A 21,287-nucleotide genomic window follows, 5' to 3' on the forward strand; every position below is an offset into this window, starting at 1 on the left:
AGAGCCTCTAGCGGGCGAGGGGAGCGCTGCGCGGCAGCGCCTGCACCGCAGCGGCGGCGTCCACCTGCAGCAGGCCGTCGCGCTGGCGGCTGGTGCGCAGCAGCAGGTCGTGCACGCTGCGCGCGTCCAGGTGCGGCGCCAGCGCCAGCAGCAGCGCGACCACGCCGCTGACGTGGGCCGTGGCCATCGACGAGCCGGAGGTGAAGTCGTAGCCGCCGTTGGGCTGGGTGGTGAGGATGTCCTCGCCCGGCGCGCTGAGCACGCCGGGCGGCGCCGGCGTGGCGGCGCTGCTGCGCACCACGATCACCCCGGGAATGCCGTCGGGAAACCCGTCCAGGCGGCCGTTGGGCGGCATCGCCGCGACCACGATGCGGCCATCGCGCAACAGGTGTTCCAGCAACTTGCGCAGCAGCGGGTCGGCCGGGCCGCCGAGGCTGAGATTGATGATGCGGGTGCGGGTGTCGCCGATCGCCGCCAGGGCCTTGGCCAGGGTGAAGGAATTGCAGCCGGCGCCGGCGCCGGCGCCGGGCCGCTGCGGATACCAGCAGGCCTTGTACACGTCGAGCATCGCCTTCGGCGCGATGCCGACGATGCCCAGGTGGTTGTTGCTGCCGGCGGCGATGATGCCGGCGACCTCGGTGCCGTGGTGGTCGCGGTTGAACGCGCCCGGATCGGCGGCGACCAGGTCGCGGGTGTTGCGCAGGCGCCCGCGCAGGTCCGGATGGGCGGTGTCCACGCCGGTGTCGACGATGGCCACGTCCACGCCCTGGCCCTGGCTCAGCGCCTGCGCGGTGGCCGCATTGGTGGCGGCGAAGCCGCGCTGCATGTCCACGTAGGGGTCGTTGTAGCGCAGCGGCTGCGCCGGCGCGGCGGCCTGGCTGTCGGCCGAATACGTGCCGAAATCCTGCAGCGGCTGCGACAGCGCCACACGGTCGTCCTTGGCCAGTTGCGCCAGCAGCGCGGCACGGTCGCTGCGTGGCGCCGGCTCCAGCACCACGCAGTACAGCCCCAATGCCTTGATCGGCCAGCCGGCCACCTGGCGCAGGCCGTAACGCTTGTTCAGCGCGTCCAGGGTGGCCACCGCCTGGGTGCCGGCGCCGTAGTAGCGCGCCGAGGCGTAGCCGAGCAGGTTGGAGCCGGCGTGGCGGCTGGGCGCGGCCATCGGGTTGGCCACGGCGAGGACGATCTGGCGCTGGCTGTCCAGCGCCGGCGACGGATCCAGGCCGGGCGCCTTGGCCGCGGCTGCAAGCGCAGGATCGGCGACCGCCGCCGGTGCGGCGTGGGCGCAGGCGCCCAGGCCCAGGCAGGCGACGAGCAGGCTGGCGAGATGCAGCTTCATGGCGCGGCGATCGGCTCCGCCAGGCGGATGCCGGCGGTGGCACGCAGCTGCTGCACGCTGCGCTGCGGCTGCGCCGCCGCGCCGGCCTGGATCGGCACCACGGTGTAGGCGCCGGCGGCGTTGGGGCCGCCGATCACCCGCAGCTGCAGCTTGCGCAGCAGCGCGTCCCAGTCGGCCAGGGTCATGCGCGCATCCGGCACCACCCGGATCGCGTCGGCCGCCAGCGGCTGCGCGGCGTCGCTGAGGGTGCGGTAGGCGGTGCTGCGCTCGTGCTCGGCGGACAGGCGCAGGCCCAGCACGCCAAGGCCGATCGCCTGCAGCAGCGCGGCAGCGACCAGCGCCCGCGTGGTCCAGCTGGCGCGGCTGCGCTGCGGCGGCGCCTGCGGGACCGGCGCGTCCAGGCGCTGCAGCAGGCGCTGCAGCCCGGCCTCGGCGTCCACCGGCACGTCGCTGGGCAGGGTCATGGCCATGCGCAGGCGGCTCTGCTGGGCGAACTCGGCGCTGCAGTGCCGGCACTTGGCCAGGTGCGCCACCAGCCACGCGTTTTCTTGTTCCGTTGCGCTGTCCTGCAGCACCCACGGCATCAGTTCCCAGGCGTGCGCGCACTCGTTGCCTGGCTCGTTGAAGCCCGATTTCATCACGCGCTCTCCGTCAGCGTGGACGCGCCGCCGGCCAATCCCGGCAGCACGTTGCGAAGCTTGACCCGGGCATGGAACAGCCGTGCCTTGATGGTGCCCACCGGGCACTGCATGATCGCGGCGACCTCTTCCAGCTTGTGGCCGAGGCCGTAGACCAGTTCCACCACCAGGCGCTGGTCGGCCGACAGGCGTTCCAGGCCCTTGCCCAGCCAGTCGCGCAACTCGCGATCCTCGTCCGGGTCGGCGGCCGCCGCGTGGTCCTCGGCCATCGCCCCGTCGTCGATCGCATCGTCGCTGTGGTGGCGGATCGCCTTGAGCCCGCAGCGGTAGGCGATGCCCATGATCCAGGTCGAGACCTGCGAGTCGCCGCGGAAGTCGCCGGCCTTCTGCCAGACGATCCAGAAGCAGTCGTTGATCGCCTCCTCGATGATGTCCGGGCGACGGGTCAGCCGCGACAGGAACCGGCACAGGCGGCCGTGGTAGGCGCGGTACAGGCGGGCCAGGGCCTCGCGGTCGCTGGCCGCCATGCGCCGGAGCAGCATGCGGTCGGTGGCATCGCCGAGCAGGTCGGTGTCGTTCATGGGGGCAGGTGTGGCAACGGGCACCGGTATGTGCCGGGGCGGCACGGAAAGGTTGCGCTCGACTCAGAAGCTGCGGGAGAGGCTGGCCACCCAGGGCCACAGGCCGCGGTCGGCATAGCCGGTGCGGGCGTTGCTGAACACGCGGTCCACCTCCAGGCTCCAGCGCCCGGCGTTCCAGATCAGCCCGGCGTGGCCGTAGTGATAGTGCGCGGTGTACTCCAGTCCGTACAGGGCCGGCGGCGCCTGGCTGACGCCGGCCCCCACCGACAACGACAGCGGGCCGGCCAGCGGCTGGTGCGCGGTCAGGTCGAGCGCGCCGTACCAGCGCTGCTGCAGGCCGCTGTCGGGCATGCGGAAGGCGGCCAGCGACAGGCTCAGGCGGTCGCGATAGCTCCAGCCCAGGCTGACCTCGTCGCGGTTGAACATGCGGTTGGCGCGCGACCCAGGGTAGCGGTACAGCAGCGCCTCGGCCTGCAGTTGCCAGCTGTCGGACAGGGTCCAGCTGCGCGACAGGCCGACGCTGCCCATCAGCACCTTGCCCGGCGCATCCAGCGCCACGCTGGCCGCGCCGCTCAGCGACCAGCCCGGCGCCGGCAGCCAGAACAGTGCGCCCTGCAGGGTCGGGGTGCTGCGGGTCACGGCGATGCCGCGGTCGACCAGTTGCGAGCTGATCCCGGCGGCGCCGCCGACATCGCCGGCTGTGGCGACCGGCGCGTGCAGCGCAGCGAGCGCCAGGGCCACCGCCAGTGCCGCGTCGGCGCCTGCGCGCCATGACCGCCGGCCCGCGCCGACAGCCCCGCCGATGCGGGCGCTCAGCATGCGCGGCCCGCTCCGCGGCGCAGAGAGGCGGCGGGAGGCAGGAGCGACGCGCCGAGGGCGGCAGGGGGCAAACGCACGGTGGCTCGAGGCTCGCAGGTCAGGAATCGGGGACGGGCGCGGCGCGATGGCCGGCCCGTCGGGCGCCGAATATGACCGGATCGAGCAGCCAGTTCAATGCAGGCTGTGCAGGTAGGCGATCAGGTCCTGCAACTGCTTGGCATCGTCCAGACCGTCGTACTTCATCTTGCCGCCGGGCAGGGCCTTGGACGCCGGCTGCGACAGATAGCTGCGCAACTTGTCGTCGCTCCAGGTCCACTGGCTCTGCTTCATCGCGTCGGAATAGGCGTAGTCGGGCACGCTGCCGGCGCGGCGTCCGACCACGCCGAACAGGGTCGGGCCTTTCTTGTTCTTGGCCGGTGCGGCGCTGTGGCATTCGGCGCACTCGCTGGCGAACACGCCGGCGCCGGGCGCGCCGCCGGCGGCATGCGCGGACGGCGCCACCGCGGCGGCCAGCGGCAGCAGGCCGGCGAGCAGGGTGCACAGGGGGAAGGCAGTGGCGGGTTTCATGGGGGAAGCTCCGTGTGGGGACATCAGAAAGCGAGGCTCAGGCTCAGCGCGAACTGGTTGAGATCGCGCGGGCGGGTGACCGGGGTGGCGCCGAACACGTTGCCGGTGCTGCCGTTGAACTTGCTGAAACGGAACCAGGTCGCGGACAGGCGCAGGTTGGAGATCGACGAAACGCTGTCGTCCTTGCCGAACGGTGCCCACGAGGCGCTGATCAGGTTGCTGGTGGTGTCCGGCGCGCCGTACGGGCGGTAGCGGAACGGATCGTCCGAACCGGTGTTGATGAAGTGCGCCAACAGCAGGCTGTAGCTCTGCCTGTAGGTGTAGTTGAGGCTGATCGACTGGTCGCGCACGCTGGCCCGGCGCGGGCCGGCCAGGGCCGGGTCGGTGGGGTCGATCAGCGTGCTGCCGTAGCGGCGGCGCTCGTAGATGTTGAGGTAGCCGAGCTTGAGGATGTGCTCGCGGGTGCCCAGGAACTGATAGTTGAGGTCGTAGCCGAGATCGGTGAAGTCGTCGCGCGGGCCGGTGCTGCGCGGCAGCTGCCGGCGCGTGGTCAGCGCGACCACGCCGGCGGAGAAGAACTGCCGCTTGAGGTCCTTCATGTAGCTCAGGCGCAGGTAGCCGGTGTCGCTGAGCTTGCCCGGATCGCCGCCGACGGCGTAGCCCAGATCGTCCTGGGTCGAGAGCGGCAGGGCGGTGTAGGTGCCGAGCTCGCCGTACCAATTGCGGTCGTACAGGCCGTAGACGCTGGTGCCGATCACCCGATTGGACAGCGCCGACTGGTTCAGCAGGGTGGTCGAACTGGCATAGGCCGAGGCCGGACCCAGGCCGGAGGCGTTGGGCAGCATGCCGATCGGATCCTGGCTGCCGGGATTGTTGTTGACGCTGACGCCGAGCAGGGTGTCCTTGCCTCCGACCTGGAAACTCTTGACGACCGCGCGCAGGTCCACGTTGTCCAGGCGCGTGGTGTAGTCGTTCTTGCCGTTGTTGCTGGTGGCGACCTTGACGTAGCCGCCGACGTTGTCGGTGATGCGCCCGGCCAGGTACAGGTCGGCCTCGCTGAAGCGGGTGCGGCTCTCGCCGCGCGCCGGCACGCTGCGGTTGGCGGTGAGCTGGGCGGAGGCCGGGATCTTGGTGCCGTTGCCGTCGCTGTCGGTATAGCCGCCGAGCTTGAAGCGCATGCCGTACGGGGTCAGCGCCGGGCCGTAGGCGCCGATGTGGCAGTCGGCGCAGGACGAGCCGGTCTGCCGTGCGAACGCCGGCACCGCCGCGGCGCGCGGGCTCAGCACCAGCAGCAGCGAGCCCAGCGCCGACCACAGCAGCGCCTGCTCGGCGCCGCGCGTCCTGTCGCTGCGGGAGTAGGTGGAGGGGGACGACGGGGCGCTGTGCATGCGGAGAGTCCTTTGGCGGGTGGGTGCGGCGACGGACGGAAGCGGGGAAGGGCGAATCGACTCAGCGGCGGCGCAGGAACGGCAACATCCGTTGCAGCACGGCGTCGCGGCGCACGAGGTGGTGCCACAGCGCCGCGCCGATGTGCAGCAGGATCAGGGCCAGCAGCAACCAGGCCGCGTCCACGTGCCAGGCGCCCAAGGTGTCGGCGAGATCGGGATCGGGCGCGACCAGTTCCGGCAGGGTCGCGCCGAACAGATGCACCGGCTTGCCCATCGACTGGCTCAGCGCCCAGCCCAGCACTGGCAGGGTCAGCAGCAGTGCGTACATCACCACGTGGGTGGCGCCGGCCAGCAAGCGCAGCAGCGCCGAGCCGGCATCCGGGTCGTGGCGCTTGCCCAGGCGCATCCGCAGCGCGACGCGCAGGCAGAACAGGCCGAGCACGAACAGACCGAAGTGGCGGTGGCCTTCCAGCAGCCATTGCCGCCACATGCGGCCTTCGACTTCCTCGCGCAGCAGGATCAATCCCGCCGCCAGCACCAGGCACAGCACGGTGAGCCAGTGCAGCCAGACCATCGGCCGCGGCAACGCCGCCGACGCGGCAGCGGGGGGAACGGGCGGTGTCGGCGCGGCCGGCGTGGGCGAGGTCATGGCGGTACGCGGTGTCCTTGGAGGCGACGAGGGGGCCCGCGGCGCGATGCGGCTCGGCATCGCGGCAGCGGTGGTCGTCGATGGGTGCCGGTGCTGCGGTGAAAGGTTGCGTCGCGCTGCGCGTCGCCATTGCGCAACCTTTCCGCGGACGCGCGGCACTCAGCCTGGACGCTCCGATGCGGAGCCCGGGTCGGGCACTCTGATGGCAATCGAACGAATCCAGTTGCGAACGCACGGCGACGCGCGCGGCCAGCTCGTGGCGCTGGAACAACAGCGCGACGTGCCCTTCGATATCCGCCGCGTGTACTACCTGTTCGCCACCCGCAACGGCGTGCACCGCGGCCAGCATGCGCACCGCCATCTCAACCAACTGGCGGTGGCGTTGCACGGGTCGGTGTCGTTCCTGCTCGACGACGGCAGCGGCCCGGTGCAGGTGGTGCTGGACGATCCGCGGCAGGGCCTGCTACTGGGCAGCATGGTCTGGCGCGATCTGTACGACTTCAGCGAGGACTGCGTGCTGATGGTGCTCGCCGACCAGGCCTACGACCCGACCGACTACATCTTCGACTACGACGAGTTCTTGCGCGAAGCCGCGGGCGTGCGCCGGCAGGAGGCCTAGGCCATGGCGCGTCCCCTGGTCATCGTTGGCGCCGGCGAACTGGCGCAGATCGCCTGCGAATACTTCACCCACGACAGCGACTACGAAGTGCTGGCCTTCAGTGTGGAGCGCGACTACCTGTCCACGCCGACGCTGGCCGGTTTGCCGGTGGTGGCCTATGAAGAGCTCGAGCAGCGCTATCCGCCGTCGCAGGTGGACGTGTTCGTGGCGATCCCCGCCAGCGGACTCAACCGGCTGCGCACGCGCTTCTACCTGGATGCCAAGCGTCGCGGCTACCGCATGGCCAGCTACGTCAGCTCGCAGGCGTTCGTGTGGCGCAACGTGGAGCTGGGCGAGCACTGCTTCGTGTTCGAGCACAACGTGCTGCAGCCGTTCACCCGCATCGGCGCCAACTGCATCCTGTGGAGCGGCAACCACGTCGGCCACCGCACGGTGCTCCACGACCACGTGTTCCTGGCTTCGCATGCGGTGATCTCGGGCTATTGCGAGATCGGCGCGAGCAGCTTCATCGGGGTCAATGCCACGCTCAGCGACCGGGTCAAGGTCGCCGCCGACAACGTGATCGGTGCCGGTGCGCTGCTGACTCGCGACACCGAGCCCGGACGCCTCTACGTCGGTGCGCCGGCGCGGGCAGTGGCCGGCAAGTCCAGCTTCGACGTGGAGCTGTGAGACGCATGTTCGCCTGGCACAAACGCGGCCTGGTGTTCGACACCGCACGCGACGGCGTCGGCGGCTGGATGCGGCACTCGGCGCTGACGCCGACGCCGCTGCGCCTGGATGCCGAGCGCCTGCGCATCTACGCTGGCTTCCGCGACGATGCCGGGATCAGCCGCATCGGCTATGTCGACGTGTGCGCCGACGATCCGACCCGGGTGCTCGGCGTCAGCGCCGCACCGGTGCTGGACATCGGCCGCGCCGGCTGTTTCGACGACAACGGCATGATCCTCGGCGATGTGGTGCACGGGCCGGACGGCCTGTTCATGTTCTATGTCGGCTTCCAGCAGGTGGCGCGGGCCAAGTTCCTGGCCTTCACCGGCCTGGCGGTGTCCAGCGACGGCGGCGACACCTTCCAGCGTCGCCAGGACACGCCGCTGCTGGACCGCGCACCCGGCCGCAGCACCATCGCCGCGGTACATTCGGCGCGTTATCGCGATGGCCGTTGGCAGCTGTGGTACGCGGTGGGCGACGACTGGGAATGGATCGGCGGCACGCCGTATCCGCGCTACCACATCCGCTGCGTGGAGACCGACGACCTGCAGGCGATCCCGCGGCAGGACACGGTCTGCCTGCAGCCGCAGGGCGAGGAGTACCGCATTGGCCGCCCGCGGGTGTACCGGCACGATGGCCGCCACGTGATGCTCTTCACCCACGGCAGCCGCGCCGGCGCCTATCTGCCGGGCATGGCACTCAGCGACGACGGCCGCCACTGGCAGCGCTGCGACGCCGCCGCGCTGGGCCTGCCACTCTCGGCCGAGGGTTGGGACGCGCGCACGCTGTGCTACCCGGCGCTGATCCGCCATGGCGGGCGCCTGCTGCTGTTCTACAACGGCAACGACATGGGCCGCGATGGCTTCGGCGTGGCCGAAGCGGTGCTGCCCGCCGGCATGGTCTGGGAGGACGCCGATGCTGTCGGTTAGGCCCTACACCGCGGCCGATGCGTCGACGTGGGATGCCGTGGTGGCGGCGTCGCGCAATGGCAATCTGCTGCACCGACGCGGCTACATGGAGTATCACGCGGCGCGCTTCGTCGACGCCTCCTTGCTGGTCGAGCACGCCGGCACGCCGGTGGCGGTATTCCCGGCCAACCGCGAGGGCGACGCGGTGGCCAGCCACGCCGGCCTCAGCTATGCCGGCTTGGTTTCGACCCACGTGCTGCGCGCGACGGCGACGCTGGAGGCGTTCGAGCGCATCGCGGCGCATTATCGCGGCGCCGGCGTGCGCATGCTGCTGTACAAGGCGGTGCCGCATCTGTTCCATCGCAGCCCGGCGGAGGAGGACCTGTACGCGCTGCACCGGCTCGGCGCGCGCCTGCAGCGCCGCGACCTGTCTTCGGCGGTGCCGCTACGCCAACCGCCGCGCATGGCCGCCGCGCGCAAGCGGTCGGTGGCCAAGGCGCGCCGCGCCGGGCTACGCGTGCAGCGCGTGGACGACCCGGCGCCGCTGCACGCGCTGCTGCGCGAGGTCCTGCAACGCCACGACGCACGTCCGACCCACAGCCTGGAGGAACTGCGCCTGCTGTGCGCGCGCTTCCCGGCGCAGATCGTGCCCTACGAAGTCCGCGACGGCGCGGAGCTGCTGGCCGGCACGCTGGTGTACGACTTCGGCCACGTCGTCCACACCCAGTACCTGGCCTGTTCGGAACAGGGCCGCCGTGCCGATGCGCTGAGCCTGCTGCTGGCCGAGCTGATCGAGCAGGTCTACGCGCAGCGCGAGTTCCTCAGCCTGGGCATTTCCACCGAGCAGCAGGGCCAGGTGCTCAATGCCGGCCTGGTCGAGCAGAAGGAGCGCTTCGGCGCGCGCGCCGTGGTCCACGATTTCTACCGTTGGGAGTTGCAATGAGCCTGCCGTCGGCCAGCGTGCCGTTCCTCGACCTGCGCGCCAGCAATGCGCGCTACGCCGACGAGCTGAAGGCCGCGGCGGCGCGGGTGATCGATTCCGGCTGGTACGTGCTGGGCGAGGAACTGGACGCCTTCGAGCGCGAGTTCGCCGCCTACTGCGGCACCACCCACGCCATCGGCGTCGGCAACGGCATGGACGCGCTGACCCTGATCCTGCGCGGCTACCGTGCGCTTGGCCGGTTGCACGAGGGCGACGAGGTGCTGGTGCCGGGCAATACCTTCATCGCCAGCTTCCTGGCGATCAGCGAGAGCCGGCTGCGGCCGGTGCCGCTGGAACCGGAGGCGGCCAGCTTCAATCTGGATCCGGCGCAGGTGGAGCGGGCGATCGGCCCGCGCACCAGGGCGATCCTGGCGGTGCACCTGTACGGGCAGCTGGCCGACATGGCCGCGCTGCGCGCTATCGCCGAGCAGCATGGCCTGCTGCTGCTCGAGGACGCGGCGCAGGCGCATGGTGCGCGCCGCGATGGCCGCCATGCCGGCAGCTTCGGCGATGCCGCCGGCTTCAGCTTCTTTCCCGGCAAGAACCTGGGCGCGCTCGGCGACGGCGGCGCGGTGACCACCGACGACGACGCGCTCGCGGCGCAGATCCGGGTGCTGCGCAACTATGGCTCGGACATCAAGTACCGGCATCTGCTGCAGGGTGTGAACTCGCGCCTGGACGAGCTGCAGGCGGCGCTGTTGCGGGTCAAGCTGCGGCATCTGGACGCCGACATCGCTGCGCGCCATGCGATCGCCCAGCGCTACCTCGACGGCATCGCGCATCCGCAGATCGCGTTGCCGCAGGTGGCCGACCCGCCCGCGCATGCCTGGCACCTGTTCGTGGTGCGCTGTGCGCAGCGCGATGCGCTGCAACAGCACCTGCAGGCGCAAGGCGTGCACTGCCTGGTGCATTATCCGACGCCGCCGCACCGGCAGCCGGCCTATCCGGAACTGGCCACGCTGCAGCTGCCGCTGTGCGAGCAGTTGGCGGCCGAAGTGCTCAGCCTGCCGATCGGTCCCACCCTGGACGATGCGGCGGTGGCGCAGGTGATCGACGCCTGCCAGTGTTTCGGCGGCGTGGCGGCATGAACGTGCTGCGCAGCGGCGCGTACAGCGGCATGGCCACCGCGGCCAAGCTGCTGGCCGCCTTGCTGGTGCTCAAGCTGGTGGCGGTGTACGCAGGCCCGGCCGGGGTCGCCCGGCTCGGCCAGTTCACCAGCCTGATGTCGCTGCTGGCGGTGCTGGCCGGCGGCGGCATCGGCGCCGGCGTGGTCAAGTACGTGGCCGAGTACCGCGACGATGCGCCGGCGCTGGCCCGGCTGCTCGGCAGCGCGCTGGGCTATGCCTGCGTCGCGGCCTGCGCGATGGGCGTGGCCGCGCTGCTGTGCAGCCGCCTGATCGCCGAGCGCCTGCTTGGCGACGCGCAGTACCAGCCGCTGATCTGCGTGCTGGCGGTGGCGCAGCTCGGCATCGCCCTGGCCAACTACATCCTGGCGGTGGTCAACGGCTTCATGGACGTGCGCCGGCTGGCCTTCATCCAGGTGGCGGGCGCGGTGCTGAGCGTGCTGCTGGTGGCCGCGCTGGCGTACGGCATGGGCCTGTCTGGGGCGTTGCTCGGTCTGGTGCTGGGGCAGGTGGCCTGGCTGTGCACCGGGTTGCCCGCACTGCGGCGCAGCCCGTACTTCCGCCGCGAGATGCTGCGCATCCGCTTCGACCCGGCCATGGTGCGGCGGCTGGCCGCCTTTTCGGCCATGACCCTGGCCTCGGCGCTGCTGCCGCTGCTGGTCAACATCGGCGTGCGCGACCACCTGGCCGGCCAGTTCGGCTGGCAGCAGGTCGGCTATTGGCAGGCGGTGAGTCGTGTCTCCGATGCCTATCTGTTGTTCTTCACCACCGCCATCAACGTCTACTACCTGCCCAAGCTGGCGGCGCTGCAGACGCGTGGCGCGCTGCTGCAGGAACTGCGCGGTGCCTACCGCTACGTGCTGCCGGCGGTGATCGTGGCTGCGGCGGCGGTGTACCTGTGCCGCGGCTGGATCACCCGGTTGCTGTTCTCGCCCGATTTCGCCGCCGCGCTGCCGCTGTACGCGCCGCAACTGCTCGGCGACGTGCTCAAGATCGCCTCCTTCGTGCTGTCCTACCTGATGCTGGCCAAGGCGATGACCCGGCTGTTCGTGCTCTCCGAATGCCTGTTCGCGGCCAGCTACCTGGGCCTGGTGGTGCTGTTCACCGCGCACATGGGCCTGATCGGCGCGGCCTACGCGTTCGCCTGCAACTACGCGCTGTACCTGGCGTTCAACGTGCTGGTGGTGCGCCGCTACCTGCGAGGACTGGGCTGATGCACGTACCGCACACGCCGCCGGCGCTCCCGCTGGTCTCGATCCTGATCCCGGCCTACAACCATGCGCCGTTCGTACAGCGCTGCCTGGACAGCGTGCTGGAGGATCCGTACCCGAACAAGGAGTTGGTGATTGTCGACGACGGCTCCCGGGACGGCACCGCCGACTGCATCGCCGCGTGGATCGCACAGAACGGCGACACGCTGCACGTGCGCTTCTGGCCGCGCGAGAACCTCGGCATCGCCGCCACCCTCAACCACCTGGTGGCGATGGCCCGCGGCGAGTTCCTGCGCCTGGGCGCCAGCGACGACTATCTGCTGCCGGGCGGATTGGGTGTGCAGGTGGCGTACCTGGGCGCGCATCCGCACAAGGCCGCGGTGATCGGCGATGCCATCGTGGTCGACGCGCAGGATCGCACCGTGCACCAGAGCAGCATGCGCGACCTACATGGCGTGGACAAACGCCTGTACCTGAGCGAGGCCGGCATCCGCCGCGCGGTGATCCGCCACTGGGCGGTGAGCGGGGCCGTGGCGCTGGTCCGGCGCAGCGCGCTGCAGCCGGGCGCGGCCTGGGACGAAGGCCTGCGCATCGAGGACTGGGATTTCTTCCTGCGCCTGGTCGCGCGCGACGCGCTGGGCTTCCTGGACGTGGCGGTGTGCGCCTACCGCGTGCACGACCGCAACGCCAGCCGCACCCGGCACCTGCCCAGTCGCCTGGCCAACCTGGCCGAGTCGCGGCAGGTGGCGCTGCGCCGCGCGCGCTTGTTCGATCCGGCCTGCCGTACCTTGCTGCACGCGCAGGCGCACTACATCGCCGCCAAGATCGCGTTCCTGCGGCGCAGCCCGCTGGCGCTGGGCGGGCACCTGCTGGCGCATGCGTGGCTGTCGCTGTTGGCGCGGGTGCGCCAGGGCGGCCAGCCGGCGCTGGCCGAACGCGCATGAAGCGGCTGCTGCGCCTGCCGTCGGCGTATTTCGGCCTGCCGCTGCTGCTGAGCTGCGCGCTGACCCTGCTCACCTTCGACCTGCCGCCGGGCTATCTCGCCGGCATCGCGCTGCTGGCCGCCGTGGCGCTGGCGACGCTGGGCCTGGATGCAGTGCTCGGCATCCGCCTGCCGCCGCTGGCGGCGTTCCGAGCGCACGAGTATGCCGGCACCCGCGAGGCCTTCGTCGCGCTCGGCCTGGCTGCCGCAGTCGGGCTGTTCTGCCTGATGGACCTGTTGCTGTTCCCGATCCCGTTGCTGCACGACCCCTCGGCGTACGCCGACCTGAGCCCGCTGCAGGCCCACGTGCGGCATGTGTCGAACATGTGCTGGATCCTGCCGCCGATCGGCATGCTGTGCGTGCGCGCGCGCAGCGTGCGCAACGCGCTGCTGCTGGCCGGCTTCGCCTTCCCGGTGCTGGTGATCGACCGCAACCGGCTGTTCGCGGCGGTGTTCAGTGTCGGCCTGTTGCTGTTGCTGCGCCGCGACCCGACGCGGCCGCTGCCGTGGAAGCGGGTGCTGGCGCTGCTGTGTGCCGGCGCTGCGGCGTTCTCGCTGCTGGGCACGCTGCGCTCCGGCTCGCTGGATTCGGTGGCGCTGCCGTTCGGCGCGCTGTACCGGTCCGCGCCGCAGGGCATCAAGTGGTTGCTGCTGTACATCGGCGCCGGCCCGTACAACTTCGGCGCGCTGCTCGGCAAGGGCTACGCCAACGCCAGTTTCCTGGTCAATCAGCTGGTGCCGCTGAGCGGTTCCATCGCCACCGCCGGCACCGGCATCCCGCTGGATGCGCCGAACATCAATGTCGGCACCGAGTTCCTGCCGTTCCTGCTGGCCGGCGGTCCGGGCGCCGCGCTGGCGGCGATGCTGGCGCTGTACGCGGCGCTGCTGTGGAGCGTGCGCCTGCTCGGCCGCGGCGTGGCGCTGTTCAACCTGCTGGTGTTCCTGCGCATCGCCTACGCCTGCGTGATGTCGCCGTTCGCGCCGCAGGCCTTCACCTGGACCAATGCCGGCTTCGTCGCGCTGTGCCTGCTGCTGCATGCCTGCAGCGCCTTGCTGCCGAACCGCCGCTGCGCGGTACCGGCCGCGGGCCTGCCTTCCGTTTCCCCGAGATCCCCGCTGCCATGACCGATACCGCCATGCCCCAAGACGAAATCTACCTGATCGACCTGTGGCGGATCCTGCGGCGCGAATGGCGCTGGTGCCTGCTGCCACTGCTGCTGGCATTGGCGCTGGCGGCACTGTTCCTGCACGGCACAACCCGCCAGTGGCAGGCCACCGCCTGGGTGCAGGTCGGCGAGTTCGGCCCGACCCCGGCCGGACGCGACCCCAAGCTGGAACCGTTCCAGCGGGTGATCGACCGGATCAAGACGCGGCTGTTCCAGGACCAGGTGCTGCACAGCGCCGGCGTCGCGCCGGACAGCCGCCAGGCCGCGCTGTACCGCGACAGCCTCAAGCTGGACCCGGACCCGTACGCCAATTTGATCCAGTTGACCCTGCGCGCCGAATCGCCGCAGCAGGCGCGGCAACTCGCCGCGGCCACCATCGCACAGCTGCAGGCGTTGCACCGGCGCATCCAGGCCGGGCCGCTGCAGCAGGCCACTGCGCGGTTGCAGGAACTGGCCGCGGACATTGCCGCCACCCAGGCCGAGCGCGAGCGCCTGCTGCAGCAGCAGCGCGACGGCCGCGGCAGCGTCGAGCAGCAATTGCTCGGCAACATGCTGCTGTCGGAGAAGACCACCACGCTGCGCGGCCTCAAGGCCGAACGCGAGGATCTGCTCGGCCGGCTCGGCGCCCGCTACACCTACGACACCTCGGCGCCCTGGCAGACCTACGTGCCGCCGCGCGCGGCGTTCCCCAATCCGGTGTTGGTGCTGGCGGCGGCCCTGTTGGCCGGGCTCGGCAGTGGCGTGCTGGCCGCGGTGGCGCGCAACGCACTGCGCCGGCGCCAGGCGCGGACGGTACGGGCGCACGCCATCGCCTGACGGCACCTCGCCGATTCAACCAAACGGCGCTGCCGCCGCACCTACCTGCAGTACCGCGCGATCGATGCGCGTGGATTTCGACAAGGGCAGGGCAGTGGAGAGGTGCAGGTGACAGCGAACGGCAAGGCGGGCGCGACGGCGCACACGACCACTCTGGACCCGGTGCGGTTGCTGGACACGCAGCGCGCCTTCGACAGCGTGGCTGCCGACTACGATGGCCCGCGCGGCAACAACGCGCTGATCCAGCGCATGCGCAAGACCCTGTGGGACACGGTGGGCACGCAGTTGCCGGTTGGCTCGCGCCTGGTCGACCTGGGTTGCGGCACCGGTCTGGACGCGCATGCCTTCGCCCAGCGCGGCTACCGCGTGCTGGCCACCGACTGGTCGCCGCAGATGGTGGAACGCACCCGTGGCCGCGCCCAGGATCCGAGCCTGCATGGGCGGCTCAGCGTGGCCCATGTCGGCATCCAGCAGCTGGATCTGCTCGACGGCGAGTTCGACGGCATGTACTCCAACTTCGGCCCGCTCAACTGCGCGCCGGATCTGCCCGAGGTCGCCGGCCACTGCGCTCGGCTGCTGCGCCGCGACGGCCGCCTGGTGTTTTCGGTGATCGGCCGGCTGTGTCCGTGGGAGCTGGGCCACTATCTGCTGCGCGGGCGGCTGCGCCGTGCCGCCGTCCGCGCGGCGCGCGGCGCCACCGCGGTGGGCATGAACGGGCACACGATCTGGACCTGGTACTACCTGCCACGCGAGTTCTACCGCGTGTTCGCACCGCATTTCGCGCTGGAGTCGTACCGCGCGCTCAGCCTGTGCCTGCCGCCGCCGTACCTGGTCGACCACTACCAGCGCCACCCGCGCCTGGGCGAGGCGCTGGGCCGCCTCGACGACCGTATCGGCGGCTGGCCGTTGCTGCGCGACATGGGCGATCACTTCCTGATCGTGATGCGCAAGCGCTGAGCATGGCCGTGCCTGCCGCCCCCGTCGACGTCTGCCTGGACGGTGTGCGCGTCGCGCATGCCGCCGCCGGCGCGGTGCACGCGCCGCTGGCGCTGCGCGCCGGCCGCATCGCCGCGGCGGCCACGCCGACCGCGCTGCGCATCGCCTTGCCTGGGCACCTGGTGCTGCCCGGCCTGATCAACGCGCACGACCATCTGCACGTCAATGCAGTGCCGCCGCTGCCGCAGACCGCGCCATTCGCCAACAGCTACGCCTGGATCGACGCCTTCGCCGCGCATTTCCGCACCCCGGCGGTCGCCGCCGCGCTGGCGCTGCCCAAGCCGCTGCGGCTGCGCCATGGCGGGTTGAAGAACCTGCTGGCGGGGGTGACCTGCGTCGCCCACCACGATCCCTGGCATGCGGCGCTGGACGCGGCCGACTTCCCGGTGGCGCTGCTGCGCGAGTTCGGCTGGAGCTATACCTTGCGGGGCCCCGATTACGGCCCGCCGCTGGCGCAGAGCTTCGCCGCGGCGTCCGAATGCAGCTGGCCGTGGATGATCCACCTGGCCGAAGGCACCGACACGGCGGCCGCCGGCGAACTCGCCGAGCTGGAGCGGCGCGGCTACCTGGCCGGCAACACGGTGCTGATCCACGGCGTCGGCCTGAGCGCGGACGACGTCACGCGCGTGCTCGCCCGCCGCGCTGCCGTGGTGTGGTGCCCGAGCAGCAACCTGACCCTGCTCGGACGTACCCTGGACCCGCAGCGCCTGAACGCCGCCGGGCGCCTGGCGCTGGGCAGCGATGCGCGCGTCAGCAGCGGCCGCGACCTGCTCGACGACCTGGGCCTGGCCGTCACGCACGGCCTGGACGCGACCCAGGCCCTGCGCCTGGCCACCACCGCCGCGGCCGACATCCTGCGCTTGCCGGATCGCGGCCATCTGGGGCCGGGCGCGCATGCCGATCTGGTGATCGTCGCCGACCGTGGCGGCGCGCCGGCCCGGAGCCTGGTCGGGCTGCCGCGCAGCGCACTGCGTGCAGTGGTGCGCGACGGGCGGCCGCGGATCGCCGATCCCGATTTCGCCGCGTGGTTCGCCGCGTCCGGCGTGGCCACGGTGCCGGTGACGCTGGACGGCGTGCCGAAGTTGCTCGCCGCAGAACTTGCCGACCCGGCGCTGCTGGCGCTGGAGCCGGGCCTGGAAGTCCGGGTTGCACCGCCGCGCTCACGCCTGACCCAGTTGTCGCAGAAATGCCTGGCATGAGCGCGATCCCGACCCTTGATCCGCTGGCTGCCTATGCGCTGTGGGCGGACAGCTACCCGGCGCAGGCGCACAACCCGGTGATGCAGGCCGAGCAGCGCGCCATGCTGGCCTTGCTGCCGCCGTCGTTGCGCGGGCAGCACGTGCTCGATGCCGGCTGCGGCAGCGGCCGCTATCTGCTGCATGCGCTGCAGCGCGGCGCCGACCACGTCACCGGCGTGGACCTGTCGCCGCAGATGCTGGCGCGCGCCGCGCAGGAGCTGGCCGACGTCGATGGCGGCCGCTGCACCTTGCGCGAGGGCAGCCTGGAGGCCCTGCCGCTGGCCGACGCCAGCGTCGACCTGAGTCTCTGCGCGCTGGCGTTGGGGCATCTGCCGCAGTTGCCGCCGGCCCTGGCGGAACTGCGCCGCGTCACCCGGCCGGGCGGCTGGGTGCTGTGCAGCGACGTGCACCCGATCGGCCCGGCGCTGGGATGGCGCCGCGACTTCAAGGCCGGCGGCCAGCGCTACGCCATGCGTCATACCCAGCATCTGTACAGCCACTGGCATGCCGCCTGCGCCGCGCTCGGGCTGGCCATCGACGCCGTCAGCGAACCGATGCTCGACCCGGCGGACATTCCCGCCGGCGCCCATTTCGATCCCGCTGCATTGCAGGTGCCGGTGGCCCTGGTGCTGCGCCTGCGGCGCCTGCCGTGACCCCTCCTGCGTTCGCCCGCCATGTCCTCCACACCCAACACGCTGCTGGTCAATCCCACCATCACCAAGCCGTCCAGCGCCCGCTTCCCGCTGTCGCTGCTGAACCTGGCGGCGGCGCTGGATCGCCACGGCGACAGCCGCATCATCGACGGCAACGTCGACCGCGATTTCATCGACCGCAGCCTGCAGGCGCTGCAGGAGCAGCACTATGACGCGGTCGGCATCAGCGTGATGGGCGGGCCGCAACTGGCGCCGTCGATCGCGCTGTCGCAGGCCATCCGCGCGCGCTTCCCGGCGCTGCCGATCGTCTGGGGCGGCTACTTCCCCACGCTGTACCCGGACACCGCGCTGGCCGCGCCGTACGTGGATTACGCGATCCGCGCGCAGGGCGAGGACACCTTGCCGGAACTGCTGGCCGCCTTGCGCGGCGAGGGGCCGACGCTGGCGCAGGTCGATGGGCTGTCCTGGAAGCAGGATGGCGCCGTGGTGCACAACCGCAACCGCGCCTTCCAGCGCGGCGACGCGCTGCCGTCGCTGCCGTACGAGAAGCTCGGCGAGCCGCGCCGCTATCTCGGCCGCACCTTCCTCGGCCGCCGCACCGCCTCGCACCAGGCCGTGCTGGGCTGTCGCTTCCGCTGCACCTTCTGCGGGGTGGCGGCGATGTTCGGCGGCGCCACCGCCTTGCCGACCGCGGCGCGCCTGGACCGCGAGCTTGGGTATCTGAAGTACGGCCTGGGCGCCGACTCGATCCAGTTCTTCGACCACAACTTCTTCGACCGCGAAGCCGACATGATCGCGCTGCTGGAGGTGATGGCGAAGCTGGAACTGCCGTGGTGGTGCTATGCACGCGCCGACGCGCTGCTCAACCTGTCCGAGAGCACCTGGAAGCTGGTGCGCAAGAGCCGCCTGCGCATGGCCTACATCGGCGCCGAGTCGCCGAGCGGGGCGATGCTCAAGGAGATCCGCAAGGGCACCCGGCCGGACCAGACCCTGGCAGTGGCCGAGCTGTGCCGGCGCAACGGGGTGATCCCCGAACTGTCGTTCATGGTCGCGCCACCGCAGGACAGCGAGCGCGAGACCGAGCAGACCTTCGAGTTCATCCGCGAGCTGAAGCGGATCAACCCGCGGTCGGAAATCATCGTCTACGTCTACACCCCGCTGCCCGAGAGCAGTCGCCACGAGAAGGACCGCGGCCGGCGCGCCGGCATGCCCTTGCTCGACCGCGACGGCGTGCCGGTGCAGTTCCCACGCACGCCGGAGGAATGGGCGCAGCCGCAATGGGTGGACTACGCCTGCCACGCCGATGCGCCCTGGCTCACCGATGCGCTGCGCCAGCGCATCCGCGATTTCGTCACCGTGCTCGGCTGCCGCTATCCCACTGCGCAGGACCAGCGCTCGCCGGGCTGGGCCAAGCGCGGGCTCAGCGCCCTGGCCGCCTGGCGCTACCGCTACCGGCGCTACGACCGGCCGTGGGAGCTGAACCTGGCCAACCGGCTGGTGCGCCTGCACCGGCCGCAGGTGTCCGGGATCTGAGCATGGCCGCCAACGCCGCAAATGTCGCCCGCGCCGTGCACGCGGTGCAACTCAACTTCGTGCCGCTGCCGGATGGGGTAACGCCGGAGCAGGCGTTCGCGCTGTGGCCGTCGCTGGCCGACATCGCCGACGCGGTGGCCAGCGCCGGCACCCGCGTGTCGGTGATCCAGACCGCCGCGGTCGATGCGCAGTTGTGGCGCAACGGCGTCGACTATCACTTCCTGCGCCGTGCCGATGCCGGGCGCCGGCGCCATCTGCAGCGCATCGCCGCATTGCTGGCCGAACTCGACGCCGACGTGGTGCACGTGCACGGCCTGCAGTTCGCGCGCGAGGCGGCGACGCTGGCGCGCTGGCAGCCATCGCGGCCGATCCTGCTGCAGGACCACGCCAATCGCCCGCCGCGCTGGTGGCGGCGACCGCAGTGGCGGCGCTGGTACGCGGCGGCGGCCGGCATCGCCTTCACCTCGCTGGACCTGGCGCGCGGCTTCGTCGGTGCCGGGTTGTTCACCGGCTCCACGCGCCTGTTCGCCATTCCCGAATCCAGTTGTCGTTTCACTCCCGGCGAGCGCGACCAGGCACGCCGCGACAGCGGACTGCACGGCGCGCCCTGCGTGCTGTGGGTCGGCCATCTGAGCGAGGGCAAGGATCCGCTCACCGTGCTCGAAGGGGTGGCCCGGGCCAGCGAGCAATTGCCCGGACTGCAGTTGTTCTGCGCGTTCGGCACTGCGCCGCTGCTGCCGATGGTGCAACAGCGCATCCAGGCCGATCCGCGGCTGACCGGCCGCGTGCACCTGCTGGGCAGGGTGGCGCATGCGCAGATCCAGACCCTGATGCGTGCGGCCGACCTTTTCGTATCCGCCAGCCTGGCCGAGAGCTGCGGCTACGCCGCGCTGGAGGCCTATGCCTGCGGCGCGGTGCCGGTGCTGACCGACATCCCGGCGTTCCGTGCGCTCAGCGATGGCGGCCGGATCGGAGCGCTGTGGCCCTGCGGCGATGCCGAACGCCTGGCCACCGCGCTGCTGCAGGCATCGCGCGACGGCCCGTCGCGGGCATTGGTGCGGGCGCATTTCGACGCGCAACTGTCGTTCGCGGCGGTGGGGCGGCGCTGGGCGCGCGCCTATGCGCAGCTGCTCGGCGCCGCGCCGCGGAGCGTGCCATGAAGCTGGCGCTGGTGGTGCCGGGCGGCGTCGACCGCAGCGGCGAATACCGGGTGATTCCGGCCTTCCTGAGCCTGATCGAACGCCTGGCGCGCGTGCACGACCTGCACGTATTCGTGCTGCACCAGGAACCGCTGCCGGCGCAGTGGGAGCTGCTGGGCGCACGCATCCACAACATCGGCGCGGTGCGCACCCGCTGGCGCGCGATCGCGGCGATCCGCGCCGAGCACCGCCGCGCACCGTTCGACCTGGTGCAGTCGCTGTTTTCCGGCCACTGCAGCCTGATCGCAGTGGCGGCGGCGGGCTGGCTGCGACGGCCGAGCCTGGTGCACATCGCCGGCGGCGAGCTGGTCGCGCTGCACGCGATCGGCTACGGCGGCCGGCGCAAATGGCAGGGGCGGCTGCGCGAGGCGCTGGTGTTGCGCCTGGCGAGTGCCGTGACCGCGGCCAGCGCGCCCATCCTCGACAGCCTGCGGGCGCTGGGCATCGCCGCCGAACGCGTGCCGCTGGGCGTGGACCTGCGCGCCTGGCCGCCACGCGCGCCGCGTGCGCGCGGGGACGGGCCGGCGCGGCTGCTGCACGTGGCCAGCCTCAATCCAGTCAAGGACCAGCCGACCTTGCTGCAAGCACTCGCCGCGCTGGCGCGTTCCGGCGTGGACTTCCGCATCGACCTGGTCGGCGTGGACACGCTCGACGGCGCGATGCAGCGCCTGGCCGACAGCTTGGGCCTGAGCGAGCGCGTGCGTTTCCTCGGCTTCAAGACCCAGCGCGACCTGCGGCCGCTGGTGGAGGCGGCGGATCTGCTGGTGCTGTCGTCGCGGCACGAGGCCGGGCCGCTGGTGCTGCTGGAAGCGGCGGTGGCCGGGGTGCCGACGGTGGGGACTTCGGTCGGGCATCTGCAGGAGTGGGCGCCATCGGCGGCGCTGGCGGTGCCGGTGGGGGACTGGGCCGGGCTGGCCGATGCGCTGCGGCAGGTGCTCGGCGACGACGAACTGCGCCTGCGGCTGGCCTGGGCGGCGCAATGCCGGGCCGTGCGGGAAGACGCCGACTGCAGCATGCGTGGCTTCACCGCGTTGTACCAGCGTCTATGTGCACCGCGCAGCGCCGACGGCCGGCGCGTGGCGCAGGATGGCTGATGCGCAGCGCGGCGTTGGGACAACGCGCTTTCGCGACAATCGTGTTGTATCGGCTCGTCTTGTAGGAGCGGCTTCAG

22 protein-coding genes are annotated in these 21,287 nt (G+C 71.5%); 15 read left to right on the forward strand and 7 right to left on the reverse strand.

Annotated features, from left to right (window positions below; translation table 11 throughout):
* Positions 1-7: 7 nt before the first annotated feature.
* The 7 genes from M3U25_RS05805 to M3U25_RS05835 all read right to left on the reverse strand — a co-directional run bounded on the left by M3U25_RS05805 (position 8) and on the right by M3U25_RS05835 (position 5,906).
* Entirely contained in the window at positions 8-1,339 is a 1,332-nt protein-coding gene (locus tag M3U25_RS05805; protein WP_355497584.1) for a S8 family serine peptidase, read from the reverse strand.
* The gene (locus M3U25_RS05810) at positions 1,336-1,977 is read right to left on the reverse strand and encodes a zf-HC2 domain-containing protein (RefSeq protein WP_355497580.1); all 642 of its coding nucleotides are present in this window, start codon (positions 1,975-1,977) and stop codon (positions 1,336-1,338) included. Before M3U25_RS05810 ends, M3U25_RS05805 begins: the two co-directional genes overlap by 4 nt.
* On the reverse strand, positions 1,977-2,558 hold the full coding sequence (locus M3U25_RS05815) for a sigma-70 family RNA polymerase sigma factor (protein WP_242083424.1): 582 nt from the start codon (positions 2,556-2,558) through the stop codon (positions 1,977-1,979). Before M3U25_RS05815 ends, M3U25_RS05810 begins: the two co-directional genes overlap by 1 nt.
* A 63-nt stretch (positions 2,559-2,621) precedes the next feature.
* Positions 2,622-3,377 (reverse strand): hypothetical protein, encoded by a 756-nt coding sequence (locus M3U25_RS05820; RefSeq protein ID WP_355497575.1) that lies wholly within the window; start codon positions 3,375-3,377, stop codon positions 2,622-2,624.
* A 171-nt stretch (positions 3,378-3,548) separates the two neighbouring features.
* Positions 3,549-3,944 carry a c-type cytochrome gene (locus M3U25_RS05825; protein WP_355497572.1) on the reverse strand — a complete coding sequence of 132 codons (396 nt, stop codon included), beginning with the start codon at positions 3,942-3,944 and terminating at the stop codon, positions 3,549-3,551.
* 23 nt (positions 3,945-3,967) lie between these two features.
* Positions 3,968-5,332, reverse strand: coding sequence for a cytochrome C (locus tag M3U25_RS05830; RefSeq protein ID WP_355497569.1), 1,365 nt, complete (start codon positions 5,330-5,332; stop codon positions 3,968-3,970).
* A gap of 61 nt (positions 5,333-5,393) precedes the next feature.
* Complete coding sequence (locus tag M3U25_RS05835; protein WP_311195490.1) at positions 5,394-5,906, reverse strand: cytochrome b/b6 domain-containing protein; 513 nt, start codon at positions 5,904-5,906, stop codon at positions 5,394-5,396.
* A gap of 277 nt (positions 5,907-6,183) precedes the next feature.
* On the opposite strand from M3U25_RS05835, the gene M3U25_RS05840 reads away from it, so the two are divergent.
* The 15 genes from M3U25_RS05840 to M3U25_RS05910 all read left to right on the forward strand — a co-directional run bounded on the left by M3U25_RS05840 (position 6,184) and on the right by M3U25_RS05910 (position 21,210).
* Positions 6,184-6,600: an FdtA/QdtA family cupin domain-containing protein gene (locus M3U25_RS05840; RefSeq protein ID WP_209248598.1), complete on the forward strand. Its 417-nt coding sequence runs from the start codon at positions 6,184-6,186 to the stop codon at positions 6,598-6,600.
* A 3-nt stretch (positions 6,601-6,603) separates the two neighbouring features.
* Positions 6,604-7,269 carry an acetyltransferase gene (locus tag M3U25_RS05845; protein ID WP_355497565.1) on the forward strand — a complete coding sequence of 222 codons (666 nt, stop codon included), beginning with the start codon at positions 6,604-6,606 and terminating at the stop codon, positions 7,267-7,269.
* 5 nt (positions 7,270-7,274) lie between these two features.
* Entirely contained in the window at positions 7,275-8,237 is a 963-nt protein-coding gene (locus M3U25_RS05850) for a hypothetical protein (protein WP_355497562.1), read from the forward strand.
* Positions 8,224-9,159 carry a GNAT family N-acetyltransferase gene (locus M3U25_RS05855; protein WP_355497559.1) on the forward strand — a complete coding sequence of 312 codons (936 nt, stop codon included), beginning with the start codon at positions 8,224-8,226 and terminating at the stop codon, positions 9,157-9,159. Before M3U25_RS05850 ends, M3U25_RS05855 begins: the two co-directional genes overlap by 14 nt.
* Complete coding sequence (locus M3U25_RS05860) at positions 9,156-10,286, forward strand: DegT/DnrJ/EryC1/StrS family aminotransferase (protein ID WP_355497556.1); 1,131 nt, start codon at positions 9,156-9,158, stop codon at positions 10,284-10,286. The genes M3U25_RS05855 and M3U25_RS05860 overlap by 4 nt, the downstream gene beginning before the upstream one ends.
* On the forward strand, positions 10,283-11,536 hold the full coding sequence (locus tag M3U25_RS05865) for an O-antigen translocase (protein ID WP_355497553.1): 1,254 nt from the start codon (positions 10,283-10,285) through the stop codon (positions 11,534-11,536). The genes M3U25_RS05860 and M3U25_RS05865 overlap by 4 nt, the downstream gene beginning before the upstream one ends.
* Positions 11,536-12,477 carry a glycosyltransferase gene (locus M3U25_RS05870; protein WP_355497550.1) on the forward strand — a complete coding sequence of 314 codons (942 nt, stop codon included), beginning with the start codon at positions 11,536-11,538 and terminating at the stop codon, positions 12,475-12,477. Before M3U25_RS05865 ends, M3U25_RS05870 begins: the two co-directional genes overlap by 1 nt.
* Positions 12,474-13,640, forward strand: coding sequence for a hypothetical protein (locus M3U25_RS05875; protein ID WP_355497547.1), 1,167 nt, complete (start codon positions 12,474-12,476; stop codon positions 13,638-13,640). The genes M3U25_RS05870 and M3U25_RS05875 overlap by 4 nt, the downstream gene beginning before the upstream one ends.
* An 11-nt stretch (positions 13,641-13,651) precedes the next feature.
* Complete coding sequence (locus tag M3U25_RS05880; RefSeq protein WP_355497544.1) at positions 13,652-14,497, forward strand: Wzz/FepE/Etk N-terminal domain-containing protein; 846 nt, start codon at positions 13,652-13,654, stop codon at positions 14,495-14,497.
* 108 nt (positions 14,498-14,605) lie between these two features.
* Positions 14,606-15,454, forward strand: a complete 849-nt coding sequence (locus M3U25_RS05885; RefSeq protein ID WP_355497541.1) for a class I SAM-dependent methyltransferase — start codon at positions 14,606-14,608, stop codon at positions 15,452-15,454.
* 2 nt (positions 15,455-15,456) lie between these two features.
* Positions 15,457-16,692, forward strand: a complete 1,236-nt coding sequence (locus M3U25_RS05890) for an amidohydrolase family protein (protein ID WP_355497538.1) — start codon at positions 15,457-15,459, stop codon at positions 16,690-16,692.
* Entirely contained in the window at positions 16,689-17,384 is a 696-nt protein-coding gene (locus M3U25_RS05895) for a class I SAM-dependent methyltransferase (RefSeq protein WP_355497535.1), read from the forward strand. Before M3U25_RS05890 ends, M3U25_RS05895 begins: the two co-directional genes overlap by 4 nt.
* 21 nt (positions 17,385-17,405) lie before the next feature.
* A complete protein-coding gene (locus tag M3U25_RS05900; RefSeq protein ID WP_355497532.1) occupies positions 17,406-18,917 on the forward strand; it encodes a radical SAM protein in 1,512 nt (503 codons plus the stop codon).
* A 2-nt stretch (positions 18,918-18,919) separates the two neighbouring features.
* Positions 18,920-20,077, forward strand: coding sequence for a glycosyltransferase family 4 protein (locus M3U25_RS05905; protein WP_355497528.1), 1,158 nt, complete (start codon positions 18,920-18,922; stop codon positions 20,075-20,077).
* Positions 20,074-21,210, forward strand: coding sequence for a glycosyltransferase family 4 protein (locus M3U25_RS05910; RefSeq protein WP_355497525.1), 1,137 nt, complete (start codon positions 20,074-20,076; stop codon positions 21,208-21,210). The genes M3U25_RS05905 and M3U25_RS05910 overlap by 4 nt, the downstream gene beginning before the upstream one ends.
* The last annotated feature ends 77 nt before the right edge of the window (positions 21,211-21,287 follow it).

Source organism: Xanthomonas sp. PPL134, assembly GCF_040595915.1.
GTDB classification, from domain to species: domain Bacteria; phylum Pseudomonadota; class Gammaproteobacteria; order Xanthomonadales; family Xanthomonadaceae; genus Xanthomonas_A; species Xanthomonas_A indica.

Coding starts and splice junctions, on each gene's coding strand:
- M3U25_RS05805 (WP_355497584.1), bottom strand. CDS start 1,339: ATGAAGCTGCATCTCGCCAGCCTGCTCGTCGCCTGCCTGGGCCTGGGC.
- M3U25_RS05810 (WP_355497580.1), bottom strand. CDS start 1,977: ATGAAATCGGGCTTCAACGAGCCAGGCAACGAGTGCGCGCACGCCTGG.
- M3U25_RS05815 (WP_242083424.1), bottom strand. CDS start 2,558: ATGAACGACACCGACCTGCTCGGCGATGCCACCGACCGCATGCTGCTC.
- M3U25_RS05820 (WP_355497575.1), bottom strand. CDS start 3,377: ATGCTGAGCGCCCGCATCGGCGGGGCTGTCGGCGCGGGCCGGCGGTCA.
- M3U25_RS05825 (WP_355497572.1), bottom strand. CDS start 3,944: ATGAAACCCGCCACTGCCTTCCCCCTGTGCACCCTGCTCGCCGGCCTG.
- M3U25_RS05830 (WP_355497569.1), bottom strand. CDS start 5,332: ATGCACAGCGCCCCGTCGTCCCCCTCCACCTACTCCCGCAGCGACAGG.
- M3U25_RS05835 (WP_311195490.1), bottom strand. CDS start 5,906: ATGGTCTGGCTGCACTGGCTCACCGTGCTGTGCCTGGTGCTGGCGGCG.
- M3U25_RS05840 (WP_209248598.1), top strand. CDS start 6,184: ATGGCAATCGAACGAATCCAGTTGCGAACGCACGGCGACGCGCGCGGC.
- M3U25_RS05845 (WP_355497565.1), top strand. CDS start 6,604: ATGGCGCGTCCCCTGGTCATCGTTGGCGCCGGCGAACTGGCGCAGATC.
- M3U25_RS05850 (WP_355497562.1), top strand. CDS start 7,275: ATGTTCGCCTGGCACAAACGCGGCCTGGTGTTCGACACCGCACGCGAC.
- M3U25_RS05855 (WP_355497559.1), top strand. CDS start 8,224: ATGCTGTCGGTTAGGCCCTACACCGCGGCCGATGCGTCGACGTGGGAT.
- M3U25_RS05860 (WP_355497556.1), top strand. CDS start 9,156: ATGAGCCTGCCGTCGGCCAGCGTGCCGTTCCTCGACCTGCGCGCCAGC.
- M3U25_RS05865 (WP_355497553.1), top strand. CDS start 10,283: ATGAACGTGCTGCGCAGCGGCGCGTACAGCGGCATGGCCACCGCGGCC.
- M3U25_RS05870 (WP_355497550.1), top strand. CDS start 11,536: ATGCACGTACCGCACACGCCGCCGGCGCTCCCGCTGGTCTCGATCCTG.
- M3U25_RS05875 (WP_355497547.1), top strand. CDS start 12,474: ATGAAGCGGCTGCTGCGCCTGCCGTCGGCGTATTTCGGCCTGCCGCTG.
- M3U25_RS05880 (WP_355497544.1), top strand. CDS start 13,652: ATGCCCCAAGACGAAATCTACCTGATCGACCTGTGGCGGATCCTGCGG.
- M3U25_RS05890 (WP_355497538.1), top strand. CDS start 15,457: ATGGCCGTGCCTGCCGCCCCCGTCGACGTCTGCCTGGACGGTGTGCGC.
- M3U25_RS05895 (WP_355497535.1), top strand. CDS start 16,689: ATGAGCGCGATCCCGACCCTTGATCCGCTGGCTGCCTATGCGCTGTGG.
- M3U25_RS05900 (WP_355497532.1), top strand. CDS start 17,406: ATGTCCTCCACACCCAACACGCTGCTGGTCAATCCCACCATCACCAAG.
- M3U25_RS05905 (WP_355497528.1), top strand. CDS start 18,920: ATGGCCGCCAACGCCGCAAATGTCGCCCGCGCCGTGCACGCGGTGCAA.
- M3U25_RS05910 (WP_355497525.1), top strand. CDS start 20,074: ATGAAGCTGGCGCTGGTGGTGCCGGGCGGCGTCGACCGCAGCGGCGAA.